The organism is Cohnella rhizosphaerae (genome assembly GCF_029525575.1).
GTDB classification, from domain to species: domain Bacteria; phylum Bacillota; class Bacilli; order Paenibacillales; family Paenibacillaceae; genus Cohnella; species Cohnella rhizosphaerae.
Genome location: NZ_JAPDIA010000002.1, coordinates 117,895 through 134,089, shown reverse-complemented (window position 1 = coordinate 134,089; position 16,195 = coordinate 117,895). Strand labels below are relative to the sequence as shown.

The 16,195-nt window shown below is 56.5% G+C and carries 15 protein-coding genes and 2 pseudogenes; 9 read left to right on the top strand and 8 right to left on the bottom strand.

The annotated features are described in order from the left end of the window. Nucleotide 1: 1 nt before the first annotated feature. From OMP40_RS04170 to OMP40_RS04160, 3 genes and pseudogenes are all read left to right on the top strand, one after another. Nucleotides 2-400, top strand: a pseudogene (locus OMP40_RS04170) (glycosyltransferase); the annotation flags it as partial. A 409-nt stretch (nucleotides 401-809) separates the two neighbouring features. Next, on the top strand, nucleotides 810-2,138 hold the full coding sequence (locus OMP40_RS04165; protein ID WP_277529402.1) for a glycosyltransferase: 1,329 nt from the start codon (nucleotides 810-812) through the stop codon (nucleotides 2,136-2,138). Between the two features lie 150 nt (nucleotides 2,139-2,288). Next, a complete protein-coding gene (locus tag OMP40_RS04160) occupies nucleotides 2,289-2,513 on the top strand; it encodes a helix-turn-helix domain-containing protein (protein WP_271750335.1) in 225 nt (74 codons plus the stop codon). A 148-nt stretch (nucleotides 2,514-2,661) separates the two neighbouring features. Here OMP40_RS04160 and OMP40_RS04155 read toward each other — a convergent pair whose 3' ends face one another. After that, complete coding sequence (locus tag OMP40_RS04155; RefSeq protein ID WP_338131037.1) at nucleotides 2,662-3,303, bottom strand: YhcN/YlaJ family sporulation lipoprotein; 642 nt, start codon at nucleotides 3,301-3,303, stop codon at nucleotides 2,662-2,664. Between the two features lie 342 nt (nucleotides 3,304-3,645). On the opposite strand from OMP40_RS04155, the gene OMP40_RS04150 reads away from it, so the two are divergent. After that, nucleotides 3,646-4,647 (top strand): phosphodiester glycosidase family protein, encoded by a 1,002-nt coding sequence (locus OMP40_RS04150; protein WP_277529394.1) that lies wholly within the window; start codon nucleotides 3,646-3,648, stop codon nucleotides 4,645-4,647. A gap of 34 nt (nucleotides 4,648-4,681) precedes the next feature. Beyond that, on the top strand, nucleotides 4,682-5,695 hold the full coding sequence (locus tag OMP40_RS04145) for a bifunctional glycosyltransferase family 2/GtrA family protein (protein ID WP_277529392.1): 1,014 nt from the start codon (nucleotides 4,682-4,684) through the stop codon (nucleotides 5,693-5,695). A 22-nt stretch (nucleotides 5,696-5,717) separates the two neighbouring features. Here the strand turns inward: OMP40_RS04145 and OMP40_RS04140 are convergent, their stop codons facing one another. Beyond that, nucleotides 5,718-6,311: a TetR/AcrR family transcriptional regulator gene (locus OMP40_RS04140; protein ID WP_277529390.1), complete on the bottom strand. Its 594-nt coding sequence runs from the start codon at nucleotides 6,309-6,311 to the stop codon at nucleotides 5,718-5,720. 293 nt (nucleotides 6,312-6,604) lie between these two features. Between OMP40_RS04140 and OMP40_RS04135 the strand changes: the two genes are divergently transcribed. From OMP40_RS04135 to OMP40_RS04125, 3 genes are all read left to right on the top strand, one after another. Continuing rightward, nucleotides 6,605-8,032, top strand: a complete 1,428-nt coding sequence (locus OMP40_RS04135; protein ID WP_277529388.1) for a DHA2 family efflux MFS transporter permease subunit — start codon at nucleotides 6,605-6,607, stop codon at nucleotides 8,030-8,032. A 179-nt stretch (nucleotides 8,033-8,211) separates the two neighbouring features. Beyond that, on the top strand, nucleotides 8,212-8,793 hold the full coding sequence (locus OMP40_RS04130; RefSeq protein WP_277529386.1) for a dihydrofolate reductase family protein: 582 nt from the start codon (nucleotides 8,212-8,214) through the stop codon (nucleotides 8,791-8,793). 448 nt (nucleotides 8,794-9,241) lie between these two features. After that, the gene (locus tag OMP40_RS04125; protein ID WP_277529384.1) at nucleotides 9,242-9,709 is read left to right on the top strand and encodes a DUF4288 domain-containing protein; all 468 of its coding nucleotides are present in this window, start codon (nucleotides 9,242-9,244) and stop codon (nucleotides 9,707-9,709) included. Here the strand turns inward: OMP40_RS04125 and OMP40_RS39735 are convergent. Next, nucleotides 9,702-10,037, bottom strand: coding sequence for an RDD family protein (locus tag OMP40_RS39735; RefSeq protein ID WP_338131021.1), 336 nt, complete (start codon nucleotides 10,035-10,037; stop codon nucleotides 9,702-9,704). The two genes, OMP40_RS04125 and OMP40_RS39735, sit on opposite strands and share 8 nt — an antisense overlap. 238 nt (nucleotides 10,038-10,275) lie before the next feature. Beyond that, nucleotides 10,276-10,659, bottom strand: a pseudogene (locus OMP40_RS39730) (VanZ family protein); the annotation flags it as partial. Between the two features lie 471 nt (nucleotides 10,660-11,130). Here OMP40_RS39730 and OMP40_RS04115 point away from each other — a divergent pair. After that, entirely contained in the window at nucleotides 11,131-12,378 is a 1,248-nt protein-coding gene (locus tag OMP40_RS04115) for a carbohydrate-binding protein (protein ID WP_277529382.1), read from the top strand. A gap of 51 nt (nucleotides 12,379-12,429) precedes the next feature. Here the strand turns inward: OMP40_RS04115 and OMP40_RS04110 are convergent, their stop codons facing one another. From OMP40_RS04110 to OMP40_RS04095, 4 genes are all read right to left on the bottom strand, one after another. Further along, on the bottom strand, nucleotides 12,430-13,515 hold the full coding sequence (locus OMP40_RS04110) for a serine hydrolase domain-containing protein (protein ID WP_277529380.1): 1,086 nt from the start codon (nucleotides 13,513-13,515) through the stop codon (nucleotides 12,430-12,432). A 59-nt stretch (nucleotides 13,516-13,574) separates the two neighbouring features. Further along, the gene (locus OMP40_RS04105) at nucleotides 13,575-14,417 is read right to left on the bottom strand and encodes an amidohydrolase family protein (protein WP_277529379.1); all 843 of its coding nucleotides are present in this window, start codon (nucleotides 14,415-14,417) and stop codon (nucleotides 13,575-13,577) included. Between the two features lie 208 nt (nucleotides 14,418-14,625). Beyond that, a complete protein-coding gene (locus OMP40_RS04100) occupies nucleotides 14,626-15,498 on the bottom strand; it encodes an SDR family oxidoreductase (protein ID WP_277529376.1) in 873 nt (290 codons plus the stop codon). A 72-nt stretch (nucleotides 15,499-15,570) separates the two neighbouring features. After that, nucleotides 15,571-16,014 (bottom strand): Rrf2 family transcriptional regulator, encoded by a 444-nt coding sequence (locus OMP40_RS04095; RefSeq protein ID WP_277529374.1) that lies wholly within the window; start codon nucleotides 16,012-16,014, stop codon nucleotides 15,571-15,573. Nucleotides 16,015-16,195 lie beyond the last annotated feature (181 nt).

Genomic DNA, 16,195 nt, shown 5'->3' with positions numbered 1-16,195 from the left:
AATGTCGGCTTCCCCCGAAGGCTGCAATCAGGGCATGCATATCGCGACGGGCGCCTACTTCCTGCTGCTCAACAACGATACGATCGTGACGCCGAACTGGCTCCCCCAGTTGCTTACCTGCATGCAAAGCGACGAGCGGATCGGGGCAGTCGGTCCCGTGACCAATACGGCCGCTTATTTTACCGCGATTCCCGTCCGCTATGATTCCTTAGAAGGTATGGAGCGTTTTGCCGGTCAATACAACCGCTCGAATCCGGCCTTCTGGGATGAACGAGTCAAGCTGGTCGGCTTCTGCATGCTCTTGCGGCGCGAAGCCGTCGAGAAGGTCGGATGGCTCGATGTCCGCTTTTCGCCGGGCAATTATGAAGACGACGATTACTGCTATCGATTGCGGGAGGCGGGATACCGGCTCGTCCAATGCAGGGACACCTTTATTCACCATGCGGGGAGCGCCAGCTTCCACCAGGACGTCTCCGCTTATACGGAGCTGAACGAAGTCAACCGGCGCAAGTTTTTGGACAAATGGGGCTTCGATTCATGGAATTACTCTAAAATCCGTTTCGATCTGCTCCGCTGGATCGACTCGCCCCGGGAAGCGCCGATCCGGGTGCTCGAGATCGGCTGCGCCTGCGGAGCCACGCTGCTGGAAATTAAAAACCGCTACAAGCAAGCGGAGCTGCACGGCATCGAGTTAAACCCGCATGCGGCCAAAATCGCCTCGCTGACCGCGGACGTCTACTGCGCCGACGCGGAGCTCATCGCACTCCCCCTACGACGAGGCTTCATTCGACTACATTATTTTCAGCGATGTGCTGGAGCACTTGCGCGATCCTTGGACGCTCATGCGCGGGGCGTCCCTCCTGCTCAAGCCCGGCGGAGCCGTATTGGCCAGCCTGCTGAACATCGCGCACTATTCGGTCGTACGCAAGCTGCTGAACGGCAGCTTTACGTATACGGAATCCGGTTTGCTGGAGCGTACGCAAATGCGCTTTTTCACGCTGCAGGATATATGCAACCTGTTCGGCCAAGCCGGGCTCGCCGAGATGAGGTACGAGCCGAATGAGTTTCTGCAAAGCCAAGAGGACGCACGGTTCGTGGAAGGGTTGTCCCTCTTAAGCGACAACCCGGCGGAATCCGCGAAGCAGCTCGTCGCCCACCAATATGTATTGCGTGCCGCGGCGGCCGACCGGAACAGAGTAGAAGAGAGGGCCCCTTCCAGACAGCTGTCGTTCGCGCTGCGAAGAGTCGAGTGGCGAATGGACGCGGAGAACCATGCGGATCAGATCGTCCGATGGCTGTCCGAGGGCGCCGTCACCGCGCGGGAGCTGCGCCTCGCGATCGAGCGGGACATCGTGCGCAAGGAGGAGACCGCGGCGGCGCTCGGGGGAGGCCGCCGTCCGCGCGGGACTGGCCGAATCCGCCGAGGCTTGGCGCGCCTCGCTGCGCCCGGGAGGCGATACGGCATGAGCGCCGATCCGCACGGCATCGCCTTTATCACCTGCGTCAGCGATCCGGAGCTTTACGCGGAGACGCTTGCCTATTTGCGCGCGCTGACCGTCCCCGCTCCCTGCGCCGTCGAATTCATCGCGGTCGAGAGCGACCAGGGAATCGCCTTTGCCTACAACGAAGCGATGATAAAAACGAAAGCCAAATATAAAGTGTACTTGCACCAGGACGTATTCGTGGTGGATCGGAATTTTCTGCGCGTCCTGCTGGACGTGTTCGGCAGCGATCCGGACATCGGCATGATCGGCATGATCGGGGCGCCGGAAGTGCCTGCCAGCGGCACCTGGTGGGAAACCCACGATATGATCGGAAAAGTGTATTGCAGTACGTTCGGACGAATGGCGGAGCTATCCGGACGAGAGCCTCGCGGTCCCTATGAAGAAGTTCGTCTGGCCGACGGCCTCCTCCTCGCCACGCAGTACGACCTGCCCTGGCGCGAGGATATCATTCGCGGCTGGCATTTCTACGACGCTTCGCAGTGCATGGAGTTTGCCGCGGCCGGCTACGAGATCGCCGTCCCGGCTCAACCGAGCCCGATGTGCCTGCACAGCGACGGCGTCCAGCGTCCAGGGATCGCTTACGAGCTAGAGCGCCTGAACTTTCTGGCGCACTACGGAGGGCGATTGGGATAGACGTTCGGCAGCTCCGAACAGTCAGCCAAACAATACCGCGCCCAAATTTGTCGCAGACCGCACCTGCGAGTGGCGCCATTCATAGTATAGATCGACTGTACCCTTCACCCTGCAAGCATCTGAATCCCGGGCAAGGAGGGGTGACATACGTTGAGAAGCAGCGACCACAAGAACAAATTCCTTCTTACCAATCGGGAACGCGAAGTGTTCGAGCTATTGGTACAGGACAAGACGACCCGAGACATTGCCCAACAGCTGTTCATTAGCGAGAAGACGGTTAGAAACCACATTTCTAACGTCATGCAAAAGCTGAACGTCAAGGGTCGTTCGCAAGCGGTCGTTGAGCTGATTAAGCTCGGGGAATTGAAAATCTGATCCGGATCGATCCGGACGCGGACCGGCCTTCTTTTCACCGCCATCGGCGGAGGGAAAGAAGGTTTTTGGTTGGAAAACAGCCTGTCGCATCTTCGCGGCAGGCTGTTGTTGCGTTTGATTCGGATACGCTTAACGAGTGGAATGCGAACTACGGACGGGATACGTTGTTCATGTGCGGGTGACGGGCGTTCATGCCGGTCGCCGCACCTCCCTTGCCGCCGGTGACGCCGGTGCCGCCTATAGCTCCGCCGCCCGCCATGCCTCCGCCCACCGTTCCGCCATTGCCGGCGCCGCCGACAACCGTCCCGCCGTTGCCTGCGCCACGGCCGGCAGTACGGTCGCCGTCTTCGGCCGTCGGAAAGATCCGGTTCGCGATCGCGTTGAACTCCGTCAGCAGCCCCTGGATCGGATGCCCTTGACGCACTTGCTCCGCATAGCCGCGCATCCGGTCGCCCCACTCCGGATTCGAAGATACGTATACGTGATTCGTAGCCGGCGACTGCGCCTTGACCTCATCCGCGATCTCGCCCTTCAGCTTGCTCGTCAGCTCGCGGTCTCCGCGCCCTTCGGACATGATCGCGACGTAGGCGTTCCGATCCGAGCGGACGACGTATGCCGATTGCACGTCGGGTCTCGCCGCCAGCTTATCCGCGATCTTCTGGTCCATCTCCAGGTGGCTGTTGCCGTGCAGGCCGACCACGTTGTTGTTCATGCGCTGCGTGCCGTGCATGCGGTTCATCTCGTTGCGCCCGTCGTCGGCGAACCGGTCGTTCACGCTTTGCGGCCGGATGTTCGAATTGCCGACGTCCCCCCTGTTTGCTCGCGCATCCCGCCATCGTCAGCGACGCCGTCAGTACGAGCGCGGCCGCGGTTGCTTTTTGCCACATAGAGATCCGACTCCCCTTTGTCTTCGATATGGTTGGGACGATTGGAGCAGACGTGCTCCGCCAATCGTTAGCATGACCATCGAGACGCGGGGCTATGCGATTATCGGGATTTTCAGCAATCGGTCAGCTTCGGCTCACCGTTCCTTCAGCCTGCGTTCAAGCCCGCTTCAGTTCCCTCCGCGATAATGAATCCCGTAAAGCAAATATCTTCTTCTTATCGACAGGGAGTGGTCGCCACGAAACGCATGAAACGAAAAACCAAAATAACCGTTGCCGTCTTCCTGGTCCTCGCCACGCTCGGAACCATAACGTACAAGCTGGCAGACCGGTACTTGATCGAGCACGTGGAGGTGCGGGTCGCGAGCGCGCAGACGACATCGAACACGTCGAACGGTTCGAGCGCCGCAACGACTGCAACCGGCTCGGCAAGCACTTCCTCGACCGGCTCCGCGTCCGATTCGCCTGCCTCCTCGACGTCGGCCTCGTCCGGCAGCGTTCGGTCCGACGACTGGAACTACGAGAGCGACAGCGAAAAAATCAGCATTCAAAAGATGCAAAAGGGCTCGGGCGACGACCTGATCACTTATTATGTCGCCGACGTCGTCCTCAAGAACGGCGCGAGCATCCAAACCGCGTTCGCCAAAGACGCCTACGGGACGAACATCACGCAAAACACGTCCGTCATCGCGGACAACCACGGCGCCGTGTTCGCGATCAACGGCGATTACTACGGCTTCCGCAACGACGGCGTCGTGATCCGCAACGGCACGCTGTACCGGGACGAACCGGCCCGCGAAGGACTGGCCTTGCTGTCGGACGGGACGATGAAGTCGTACGACGAAGAGATGGAGAGCGCCGCGTCCCTGCTGGCCGAAGGCGTCACGAACACCTTTTCGTTCGGTCCCGCACTCGTGCGAGACGGCGTCGTCGCGGACGACTTCGACAACGTCAAGATCGATACCAACTTCGGCAACCGCACGATCGACGGCGCGAATCCGCGAACGGGCATCGGCATGATCGCCCCGAATCACTATGTGTTCGTCGTCGTGGACGGCCGCTCCTCGGACAGCAGAGGGATGACGCTGAACGAATTCGCGAACCTGTTCGCCGAGCTCGGCGCGACCGAGGCTTACAACCTGGACGGGGGCGGCTCCTCCACGATGTACTTCATGGGCAGGGTCGTTAACGACCCGCAAGGCAAGGACAAAGAGCGAGGCGTAAGCGACATCATCTATCTGCCGCAATGAGGACTGAAGACCATCTCGCCGAGGAGGCACGCATATGACGATACTCATCCCTTCTTACGAACCCGACGAGCGGTTGCTGGAGCTGGTTCACGATCTAAGAGCGGTCACGGATACGCCGATACTGATCGTGGACGACGGCAGCGGGGATCGGTACAGCGGCATCTTCCAATCGGCCAGGAAGGCCGGCTGCACCATCCTGACGCACGACGACAATAAAGGCAAAGGCTGCGCGTTAAAAACGGGCTTCGATTATATTAAACGAACCGGCGACGCGGACGGCGTCGTATGCGCGGACAGCGACGGGCAGCATCTGCCTCGCGATATATTGCGAATCGCGGGCGCGGTCCGAACGCACCGGCGCCATATCGTGCTCGGCAGCCGGCGGTTCGCCGGCAAGGTGCCGCTGCGCAGCCGATTCGGCAATTCCGCCACGCGGCTCGTGTATGCCTGCGCGACCGGCACGTCCATTCAGGACACGCAGACCGGTCTTCGCGGTTTTTCGGCCGACATGCTCGATTGGCTCTGCCGCGTACCCGGCGAGCGGTTCGAGTACGAGATGAACATGCTGCTCGCCTCCAAACCGGCGGGATACGCGACGGTCGAGGTGCCGATCGACACGGTCTACCTCGACGGCAACAAGTCCTCCCATTTCCGCCCCATCGCCGATTCAGCGCGCATTTATTTCCCGTTTCTCAAATTCGGGGCATCGTCCGCCCTGTCGGCCGCGCTCGACTTCGTCCTGCTGTTCCTGCTGCAGTGGATGACGGCGGACCTGCTCGTCTCCGTCGTCGGCGCGCGCATCGTCAGCTCCGCCTTGAACTATGCGCTGAATCGCAAGTACGTGTTCGGCGGCAAGCGCGCCGGCACCGGCGCAAGACGGTCGCTGTCCCGCTATTATGCGCTGGCGGTCACGATTCTGCTCTTCAACTACGCGCTGCTGTACGCGTTCCACGAGACGATCGGCATGCCGCTGCTCGCGGCCAAGCTGCTGACCGAAGGTTCGCTGTTTTTGTTCAGTTATTGGTGGCAAAGAAGATACGTCTACTAAGCGTACGCCGGCTTCAAGGGATTCAGGGCTCCATGGGCTGTCTGCGCATAAGCATGAACTGCTTGACCATATACTGCGGCGTATAAGGCATGTCGTTGCGCAGCCACGATATGATGGTGCCGATCAGCGCAGAGGAGCCGTACCAGACGGCAATGTCCCGCTGGATACCCGCTGCGGCGAGGTTCGCCTCGCCCTCCGGACTGTCGATCCGTTCGATCACCATGCCGGTCAAAAACGTTAAAAACTGTTCCGTAAATATGGTCGTTCGTCTCGTCGCAAGAATCACCTTGTAAAACCGAAAATGCTCGGCGATATGCTCGAGCAGGTTGACCATCAGCGGCCAGCCCTCTTTGCGCGCGGACGATTGCCCGGATTCCGGCGTCTGAAGAATCGCGCGGATGTCTTCGATCATCTCGGCGGCCATTTTCTCCATCATATCCGGAATGTCCCGATAGTGCAGATAAAACGTCACCCGGTTAATCGTCGCGCGCTCGGCCAGGCGGTTCACCGATATTTTCCCGACGTCCATCTCCTCCAGCAGCTCGACCAGCGCATCCCGGAGCATGCGGCGCGTGCGAACGATGCGGGGATCGGTGCGCGGCGTCGCCTGACGCATAGGCAACCCCCCCCTTCTAAAATTCGCCCTTTAAACGACAGTTTGTTTATATGCTGTCTAATTTATTGAATCTGGACGACAAGATCCCGTTTCCATGCGAGTTAATAGACAATCCCATCGATTACTGTCGATTGCAATGCGAGCGCATCCGGTTAAAATCTAATTTATGCCGTGTTAAGTATATTACACAGTGTAAATTTAGTCCATTACGGACTTGAAAGGGATGGCGCAATTGAGTAAAACCTTGGCTGTACCGGGCGATTCGCTAAAAAAAGGGGCCGATCCTGTTCATTATGATTCTGGGGGCTTTTCTGGCCACGCTGAATCAAACGGTCATGAGCGTCGCCACGCCGGAGCTGATGAAGGACTTCGCCATCTCGGCGACGACGGCCCAGTGGCTGACGACCGGCTACATGCTCGTCAACGGCGTGCTGATCCCGATCACGGCTTATCTGATGCAGCGCTTCACGACGCGGGAGCTGTTCCAGGCTTCCATGATCATCTTCTTCGTCGGCACCTTGACGTCTGCCGTCGCGGCGGGCTTCCCCGTCCTGCTCGCCGGGCGGCTCATTCAAGCCGCCGGGGCCGGCATTATTATGCCGCTGCTGATGAACGTCATTTTGACGTTGTTCCCGCCGAACAAACGAGGCGCCGCGATGGGCATGGTCGGCTTCGCGATCATCTTCGCGCCGGCGATCGGACCGACGCTCGCAGGCTACGTCCTGAAGAACTTTGCTTGGGAAACGATGTTTTACGGCATGCTGCCGTTCGTCGTGCTCGTCATTATCCTGGCGTTCATTTATCTTCGCAACGTGTCGGAGCGAACCTTCCCGAGGATCGATATGCTCAGCGTGCTGCTGTCGACGATCGGCTTCGGCGCCGTGCTGTTCGGCTTTAGCCGGGCGGGCACCCTGGGCTGGTCCAGCGCCGAGGTCATCGCTTATCTGATCGCGGGCATCGTCGCGCTGGCTGCGTTCGCCTGGCGGCAGCTCGCTTCCCGCAGTCCCCTGCTCGATCTTCGCGCCTTCAGGTACGACATGTTCACGCTCACCACGATCATCAACATCGCCGTCACGATGATGATGTACGCGGACATGATGCTGCTCCCGCTTTATTTGCAAAACGCCCGGGGCTACACCGCCCTCGAATCCGGCCTGCTGATGCTGCCCGGGTCGCTGCTGATGGGATTCATGATGCCGATCACCGGCAAGCTGTTCGACCGGTTCGGCGCGAAATGGCTGTCCGTCATCGGCATGGCCATCACGATCGGCACGACGATCGGCTTCATCAACCTGACGGACTCGACCAGCTATACGTATCTCGTCCTGATGTCGACGGGACGCCGGCTCGGGATGGCGATGTTCCTGATGCCCATCACGACCGCAGGCCTCAATCAGCTGCCGCCGAAGCTGAACGCGCACGGCACGGCCATCTCCAATACGATCAAGCAGGTCGCCGGCGCCATCGGCACCTCGCTGCTCGTCACGGTCATGACGGACCGGACGAAGACGCACTATAGGGACATGGCCGCTGCCGGCGGCACCGACCAGGCGCATATGTCCATGGAAGCGATGATTCAAGGCATCAACGACGCGTATCTCGTCATCATCGCGATCGGCACGGTCGGCCTGCTGCTCTCCTTTTTCATCAAGCGTAAGGAGCATCCGCACGAGGTCAAGGACTTGCCCGCGCGGACGGAAGTCAAAGTTCAGGAAGCTTGATCGTCTGCATAAGAAGCCGGTTCCGCGGATGCGGGGCCGGCTTTTTCGCGATAAAATCAAAATTCCTCTTGTACCTTACGTAACGTAATGATTTAAAGTAAAACGTATCAACAAGGCCAACCGAAGAACAACGGACAGACATGGAAAAATAAACATTCAAATTCGGAGGAGAAACGAACATGAGAAAACTCGTATTGTTTATGCACGTGTCGCTGGACGGATATGCGTCGGATTTGAACGGAGGACTGGATTGGATTCCGTACAACGAGGAATTCGAAAGCTACGCCGAGGAGGTCGTAGCCGAAGTCGGCTCACCCGTTTACGGACTTACGACGTATCGGATGATGGAGAGCTACTGGCCTACGGTGCTGGACGATCCGAATGCCTCGAAGCACGATTTGGAGCATGCGAGATGGGTGCAGGATGTGAAGAAGATCGTCCTATCAAGCACGATGGACAAGGCGGAGTGGAACAACACGATGGTGATCAAGGACCATATCGCCGAGGAGATGAATGCGCTCAAAGCGCAGCCCGGCAAAAATCTCGTGATCTTCGGCAGCCCGGGCGCCGCGAAGTCGCTGCTTGCGCTCGGCCTGATCGACGAATTGCTGCTGACGATTTGCCCGGTCGTGCTGGGCGGAGGAAAATCGGCATTCGACGGCGCCGAAAAAAAACAAGCTCAAGCTGCTGTCCAGCCGAACGTTCAAGTCCGGCATTATCGCGACCCGCTATGCGCTGGAAAAATAGAAAATTGCTTGTAATGCCAACAGCCTGCCGGCGCGATCCGGCAGGCTGTTCGGCTTAATTGGAAGTAACCCGCATGCGATGCGCGCGGGTTACAAGCGAAATTTCCGTCGTTTAGTCTCGATCTCGTTCTAAATTCTTTATTGCTTGCAGCGTATCCGCAAGGTATTTGCTGTATTGACGGACTCTATAATCGTCTTTGGACTTTTGAAAGAATGCAATCCACTTTCGCAAGTCTTCCTCGCGGGCTCTCAAGGCTGCGCACGGATCCGTATCAACATCCACATCGTCTGTTAAGATCATGGCAAGCACTCCAAGGTTTGACTTACAGCAAAGTTACACGCATTTTCTGATATCCAAACATAAAAGCATTAGCAGTAAGTAGAAAATCCTATTTCGCCGCAGCGGGTATTAAATGGGAGATGCGGAATTATTTTTTTGATATTTGGATTTGGAGGCGATCCCTTGGAAAATCAGAAACCAAGAAAATCAAGCTGGGGATGGTATGCGGTTAAAGTACTGTACGAAGCCGTTATATCCGGCAATTCGATTCCCGATACGATAGACGAAAATTACTCTAATTCGCATAAAACCTACGAAGAGAGCATTCTTCTCGTTAAAGCCCAGTCGCCTGGCCAAGCCTATACATTCGCTGAAAAGAAAGCGAAAGAGAATGAAATGGACTACGAGAATCCATACGGCGAAAAGGTCGAATGGCGATTCGTCCAAGCTTTGGATTGCTTCATCCTATTCGATGAAACGCTGCAATCGGGCACTGAACTCTATTCGCGATCTTTGCGCGTACCAAAAGGGGCGCCCGAGGATGAGGTGATCGCTCACTACTTTCCGGAGACGGTACACGAAAATGTAGTCGATGAAAACTTTATTTTGAGAAATCGCCTCTTTAATGCCAGGCCCCGCCCTTCTAACTGACGATCTGCCTCGTACCGCTCCATTTCTCGTGGAACGGCACGCGCCTTCTGTTCAGGACGCAGCGAATCAGGTGGATGCCGAGCCATACGTTCAACGCGAACAAGCCAACGGCGTAAGGGATGAGCAGCAACGGCGAAAAATCCCCGACGGCAACGATCGGATACGTCAAATTAATGCCGCCGGCGAGCAGGTACAGCAAGCCGTATCGCATCGCCAGTTCCCGCAGCGTCACGCGCTCCCCTTTTCCCTGCACGCGGATCCGCACGACCCATTTCCCGGCCGTCCGGCCGTTCGCCGCATAAGGAATCGCGACAAAATAGACGATCACGATGCCCGCGTATACGTATAAAAAAGGCCAAGTGGAGCATGGCCAACACTGCGCAAAAGGGCAGCAGGATCGCCCAATCGATCGCGGCCGCGATCGCTCTGCGCGTGTAACCTACCCGCTTGACGGACAGATCGACCCCTTCGTCGAGCCGATCGATGCGCGGAAGAAGGCTTGAGAGCCACGCCGCCGCCAGGTAACCGACCATGCCGCCCAGCGTATTGGCGATCAGGTCGTCGACGTCGAACAAGCGGTACGGATAATCGTAGATGCCGAAAATGCCCGTGACCTGCGTGGTCTCGAATAGCAAGGACAAGCCGAAGGACAGCAGCAGGCAGCGCATCCAGCGAGCTCTGAAGTAATACCGCAGGAACAACCCGAACGGAACCGTCAGCAGCACGTTAAACGCCACCTGCAGCACGGCCCGTTCGACCAGCAGATGCGGATACGTCGACGGACGGTCCAGCGATACGCCGGTCTCCCGGACGATGTCGGTCACGAAGTGGAACGGGATCCATTGGAAATACGAGCCGGCATCCGGCGGCGCGTTGTGGATCGACGGAGGCAGCGGCAGCAAAATTAAATAAACGGCGTTTAACACGTAGAGCAGCAGCAAATACAACATAAACGCCCTGAACTTGTGAACGTAGCCATGCCGGCGATACTGCACGACCAGAAACGGAACGGTGAATGCCGCGGCCGCGATCGGAAAGCTCAAAAACGCATAGGAAACGGGAAACCAATAAGAACCGAGCATCGGAGAACACCTGCCATCCGCTTTTTCAGGCTTAACTATACCGCATTCCGCGTTCGAACGCCCCCGCTTCAGGTCGATTGCAAAAAATCGAAAGCATTCACAGGCGCGCCAAAGCCGCCCGGATTAAAAATTGAAAAGTTTCGGCAAACGCGATAATTTCATGCTTTTCGGCCAAGTGATACGTTTAGCTTGCGCCATGGAAGCGAAACGTTTGAAATGACGAAACGGACAGCTGGCGACTAACGCGAATGAGGAGGTGGCGGATGGAGCCCCGGCGACACCGATCGGTTTAGATGTGACGAGCATTCTGGAAGCGTTATCATTTCGAGGAGGGATACGATGAAAAAATTAGTATCGCTGATCGTGCTGCTGCTTCTGCTGACGGATGCGGGCGCCGCCTTCGCCGCGCCCAAAATCAATACGTTCGAGCGTCCTGCCCGCGGCAGCGCCTATACGCTGAGCCAGTGGGCGCTCGACGGCTGGAGCGCGCCCTGGGACAACGGCATGAGCACGCGAACGTGGATCGACGGTTATAACTTCAACCACTCCGGCGGCCAGTCGCTGCGCGTCTTTTACCCGCAAGGTCAGATCGATCCGCCCAATTCGGGCGCCCAGGCGCCGTTCGTCTTGACACCCGCCAAGGAGTACTATCTGTCCTACTGGGTCCGCTTCAGCAGCGATTACAGCTGGGGCACGACCGAATTCGCCGGCAAACTCGGGCTTGGATTAGCCGGCGGCGGTGCATGTTCGGGCGGAATTCCATGCACGGGCTACAACGGCTTCACCTCGCGCATGATCTGGCGCAGCGGCGGCCAAGCCGCCATTTACTACTATCATATGGACGATGCAGGGCAGTATGGAGACTATGCGGTGCTGAAAAATCCTAACGGCTCGGACATTTACTATCCGAAGGGCACATGGGTGAACATCGTCCAGCGTCTGAAGGTGAACACGGTGACCAACGGCAACGCCAATCCGGACGGCGAGATCCAGATCTGGTACAACGGCGTATCGGCGGCCAACATCACGGGATTGCGATTCGTACGGAACGCGGATCAGGTGGACACGGCGTATTTCTCTTCCTTCTTCGGCGGCGCCACCGCATCGTTCGCACCCGCGAACGACTCGTACGTCTGGTACGACGACCTGAAGGTATCCACCAACAAGGCTGACATCTGCGAGCTCAGCACGGGGGGCTGCTTCACGCGCACGTTCCAGGCGGAGGACTACACCTCGATGAGCGGCGTCATGAAGGAGACGACGCCCGACACAGGCGGCGGGCAGAACGTCGGCGGCATCGACAGCCAGGACTGGATCGCGTTCGGCAACGTGCAAATTCCGAGGACCGGCACCTATCTCGTGGAGTATCGGGTCGCGACGCCTAACAATAATGGCAAGATCTCGCTCGACATTAATTCCGGCGCGACCGTGCTGGGCGAGATCAACGTGCCGAATACCGGCAGCTTCGCCAGCTACCGGACCGTCTCGCACGTCGTCCAGATGACGGCCGGAACCTACCAGTTCGGCCTCTATGCCGTCACGGGCGGCTTCGATATCAACTGGTGGAAGATTACGCAGCTTTACTGATCTTCCGAAGACAAGCAAGAGGAGGCGGATTTCCGTCTCCTCTTGTTTGACTCACAAGCCGGCTACTCTTTTTTTCAATTCCTCCATAATAGTCGAGCCGGCATCGTTCGGGGAGTACAAATTTTTCGTAAAACCGACGGCAAGCCCCGACTCCGGATCGGCGAACGCGATCGAGCCGCCATATCCGCCATGCCCGAATATCCGAAGGCTGCCGCCCATGATATCGCCCTCTTGCCCGAGCACATATCCCATGCCTCTGGGTAGCGGAACATCGTCTTTTAATCTTAACGGCGCCGTCGCGGCCTTCATACGCGAATCCGGCAATAGCTGGACGCCGTCGATCCCGCCGGGAAGCAGCGCGGCATAATGCCTGGCCGCCGCGCGTGCCGACATGATGCCGTTGCTCGCCGGAACGCATGCCCTCCTGGCGGCCGGCGTATTCATCCACGCATGCAGCGGACAGATCCATGCCGGGATGGCCTGCAGGACGTCCACGGCTCCGGTCGGCTGTACGTAACCGGGCTCTTCGAGCACGGCCACCCGATGATCCAATTCCTCCGGCAAGCCGACGTACATGTCCTTCACGCCGAGGGGCGCGCAGATCTCTTCCTCGAGGATCTGCGAAAACGGACGCCCGTCGATCCGCCGAGCAACCTCGCCCAATATCCAGCCATACGTAATCGCGTGATATTCCATATGCTCGCCCGGAGGCCACTGGGGAGTCAGCCTTGCGATCTCCCCGCACATCTTGTCCCAATCGCTAATATCCGCAATGCCTATCTCCGCCGGCATGTGCGGAATGCCCGACGTATGGTAGAGCGCATGCCCGATCGTCGTATCCGATTTGCCGTTCACGCCGAATTCGGGCCAAATATCGGCGATTTTCATTTCATAATTTAACCGCCCGCGCTCGGCCAGCAGATGAATAATGGTAGCGACGATGCCCTTCGTGGTCGAGAAAACCGGGAAAAGCGTATCCCCGTCAACCGCTCTTCCGCTTGCTTGGTCGGCTATTCCGGCATAAGCGTCGACGATGAGCTCGCCCTGATAGTAGACGGCAAGCTGAAGGCCCCGCTCGTTTCCCGCCTCGACCTTTTGTTCCAAAAGGTTTTGCATCGCTTGTTGAATGTCTTGCATTTCCCCAACTCCTTAAGACCGGAATCATTGCCGCATGCGCTTGCCGCTCGTTCGTCGCGTCACTTGACGGGATTCAAGGTTAACCTATAAAACTTCCCGGCGTTCTTGCCGAATAACATGTCGCGGTCCGCTTCGGTCCAATCGTCCGGAACGAAATCGATCGTCGCTTGCAAAACCGCATCGTAGGTGGACGACTCCAAGCAAACCGGCCAGTCGCTTCCGAACATGACCCGCTCCGGTCCGAACGCTTCCAGCACATGACGGACATAGGGGCGTGCCTCCGTCAAGCGCCACTCGCGTCCGGGCTCTGCGGAGAAACCGGATATTTTCGCATAGATTCCTTCGTGACCGGCTAATTCGGCGACGCGCTCGCTCCAGGGCAGCCAGGCGCCTCGATCGATTTCCGGTTTGGCCATATGATCGACGACCGCACGAAGCTTCGGCACGCGCTCGGCCAAGCGGATCAGGTCGGGAAGATGACGCGGACGCGCTTGAAGATCGATCGGAAAATCGGCATCCGAAAGCATCCGGATATTTTCCACGACCGCATCCTGCAAGATCCAGCCGTCGGGAAGATCCTGGATCATCGGGCGTATGCCGACGAATAACGGGTGTTCTCGCATCTTGACGAAGTCGCGTTCCATCCGCGGATCCGTCAGGTCAAGCCACCCTACCACGCCGCCCAGCGTCGGCTCCGCTTCGCCCAAGCGAAGCAAATAGAAGGTCTCCTCGACCGATGGGGCGGCTTGGACGGCAATCGTCGCATCGAAATCGTATCGGGTCAACAACGGCTTCAGCGCTTCGGGGCTATAATTCCGATACAAAACGCCTTTATCCGGCGTCAGCCAACCGTAGTCCGTCCGCTCGATCGACCAATAGTGCTGGTGAGCATCGATTCTCATGGCGTCCTCTCCTCTATGGGAGAGTATAATCTATAATTCGTATGCACGGCCATAGGCGAAATTCGACGTTAGTGTCCGTATGCATTTATCGGTATATTCAGTTCGCGAGAGTGAAAGACGGACAAGAAAAATGCCGCCGGCAGCCCGATAAGGGAGACGGCGACACACAAGATCAAAGGCGTGCACGCGATGATCGTAAATATGCTTGTCACGTTGAAATGGCTATTTGTTTTTTAAAGAATTCCTTATATGTCATTGGTTTTCGGCCAATCAGACGTTCAAGATCCCCGGATGTTTCCGAGAATTCTCCAGTGTTGACTGCTCGCACCCAACCTAATAAGAAATCATTTGTAAAAGCAGGCATGCCCATGGCTTCAAGATAATCATTTTCGCTAAGGGTCTCATAAGCGATATTTTTCTCGCTAATCTCCGAGAGGGCTTCAGCGATGTCCGCAAAAGAGCTTCCCTCGCTGCCGCTTAGATTGTAGGTATGATTTTCGTGCCCGCTTTGGGTAAGCACAGCCACGTTGGCTGCCGCCAAATCATCCAGAGATGCAGCGGCTACTTTACCGGAACCCTCCGGTACTCGCACGCCGCCAACTTTAAGCGCATCTCCATAAAACGAATGCAAGGTTTCAAGGTACGGTGGATTCCGCAGAATGGTATAGTCTAATCCCGATGCTCTAAGCGCTTGTTCGGCAAATAAGTCTGACATCGTTACTTCGGGCAAAATAAGATTTGAATTTTCTTTTCGTATGATCGACGTGTAGATCACTTGTTTAACCCCAGCCTGCTTTGCAGCCGCGATGACGTTGAAATGTTGTGTATTGCGGTCGGTAAATGCTACCGCGGAAATGAGCATCAATTTTTCAACACCATTAAAGGCTCGCAAAAGGGAGTTATAATCAAAATAGTCGCCCTGGTGTGCTTCTACACCTTCCTTAATAAATCTTTCTATCTTTTCAGATTCCGGATCACGTACCAGTACAGCGACCTGATTGGACGGAAATTTTTGAAGAAGAAGATCCAGCGTCCTGATGCCGAGATTGCCTGTTGCTCCAGTGATAAGTATTTTACCCATTTTAATTTCTCCTTTAAATTTCATATGTAACTGAAACCGTTACGGTTACACAGTGATCTAAAAAAAAGGCCTTTATCTTACTGTGCCTTTTTTTAATAAATCATTTACAACATCTTGTATAGTGAAGCTAGCGAGAACATCTTCCATAGAAATTTCGATTTTTTTAAATATAACCGCAAGAACATTTTGAATATTAGCTCCAACAATACACGACAGTGCTGTATCTTCATGAATCTGAAACAGGTGCCCCTCTTTCACAGCATCAACCGCCCGATATACGTCAAGCAAGGTTATCTGGTCGACTGGCTTTAAAAGCGTCGTTCCCCCATAACCTAAATTCACATTGATGAAGCCTGCTTTTTTCAACATACCGGTTATTCGACGAATAACAACCGGATTTGTGTTTACACTGCTCGCAAACAGCTCAGACGTACAGATCGTATTTTTACCCATCGACAACATGCTCAGTATATGAATCGCTACAGAGAATCTGGTGCTGATTTTGACTTCGCTCACCTCCTTCTTTATGTAACTATAATAGTTACACAGCTTATTATTGTCAAGATTTGAACATGAAGAACTTCTACGAATCCGTAAGAGCCCATACGCATCTTATAGCAAAAAAGACCGCGCGGGAACCGCGCCTGCTCCTTGGCGGTCTTCTTTTTTCGCCCTACTTTAGAAACTTAACGCCCTG

What these genes read in the sequence shown, in the direction of transcription:
- OMP40_RS04150 (WP_277529394.1), top strand. Translation starts at nt 3,646, where the DNA reads ATGAAACGAAAAACCAAAATAACCGTTGCCGTCTTCCTGGTCCTCGCC.
- OMP40_RS04145 (WP_277529392.1), top strand. Translation starts at nt 4,682, where the DNA reads ATGACGATACTCATCCCTTCTTACGAACCCGACGAGCGGTTGCTGGAG.
- OMP40_RS04140 (WP_277529390.1), bottom strand. Translation starts at nt 6,311, where the DNA reads ATGCGTCAGGCGACGCCGCGCACCGATCCCCGCATCGTTCGCACGCGC.
- OMP40_RS04135 (WP_277529388.1), top strand. Translation starts at nt 6,605, where the DNA reads ATGATTCTGGGGGCTTTTCTGGCCACGCTGAATCAAACGGTCATGAGC.
- OMP40_RS04130 (WP_277529386.1), top strand. Translation starts at nt 8,212, where the DNA reads ATGAGAAAACTCGTATTGTTTATGCACGTGTCGCTGGACGGATATGCG.
- OMP40_RS04115 (WP_277529382.1), top strand. Translation starts at nt 11,131, where the DNA reads ATGAAAAAATTAGTATCGCTGATCGTGCTGCTGCTTCTGCTGACGGAT.
- OMP40_RS04110 (WP_277529380.1), bottom strand. Translation starts at nt 13,515, where the DNA reads ATGCAAGACATTCAACAAGCGATGCAAAACCTTTTGGAACAAAAGGTC.
- OMP40_RS04105 (WP_277529379.1), bottom strand. Translation starts at nt 14,417, where the DNA reads ATGAGAATCGATGCTCACCAGCACTATTGGTCGATCGAGCGGACGGAC.
- OMP40_RS04100 (WP_277529376.1), bottom strand. Translation starts at nt 15,498, where the DNA reads ATGGGTAAAATACTTATCACTGGAGCAACAGGCAATCTCGGCATCAGG.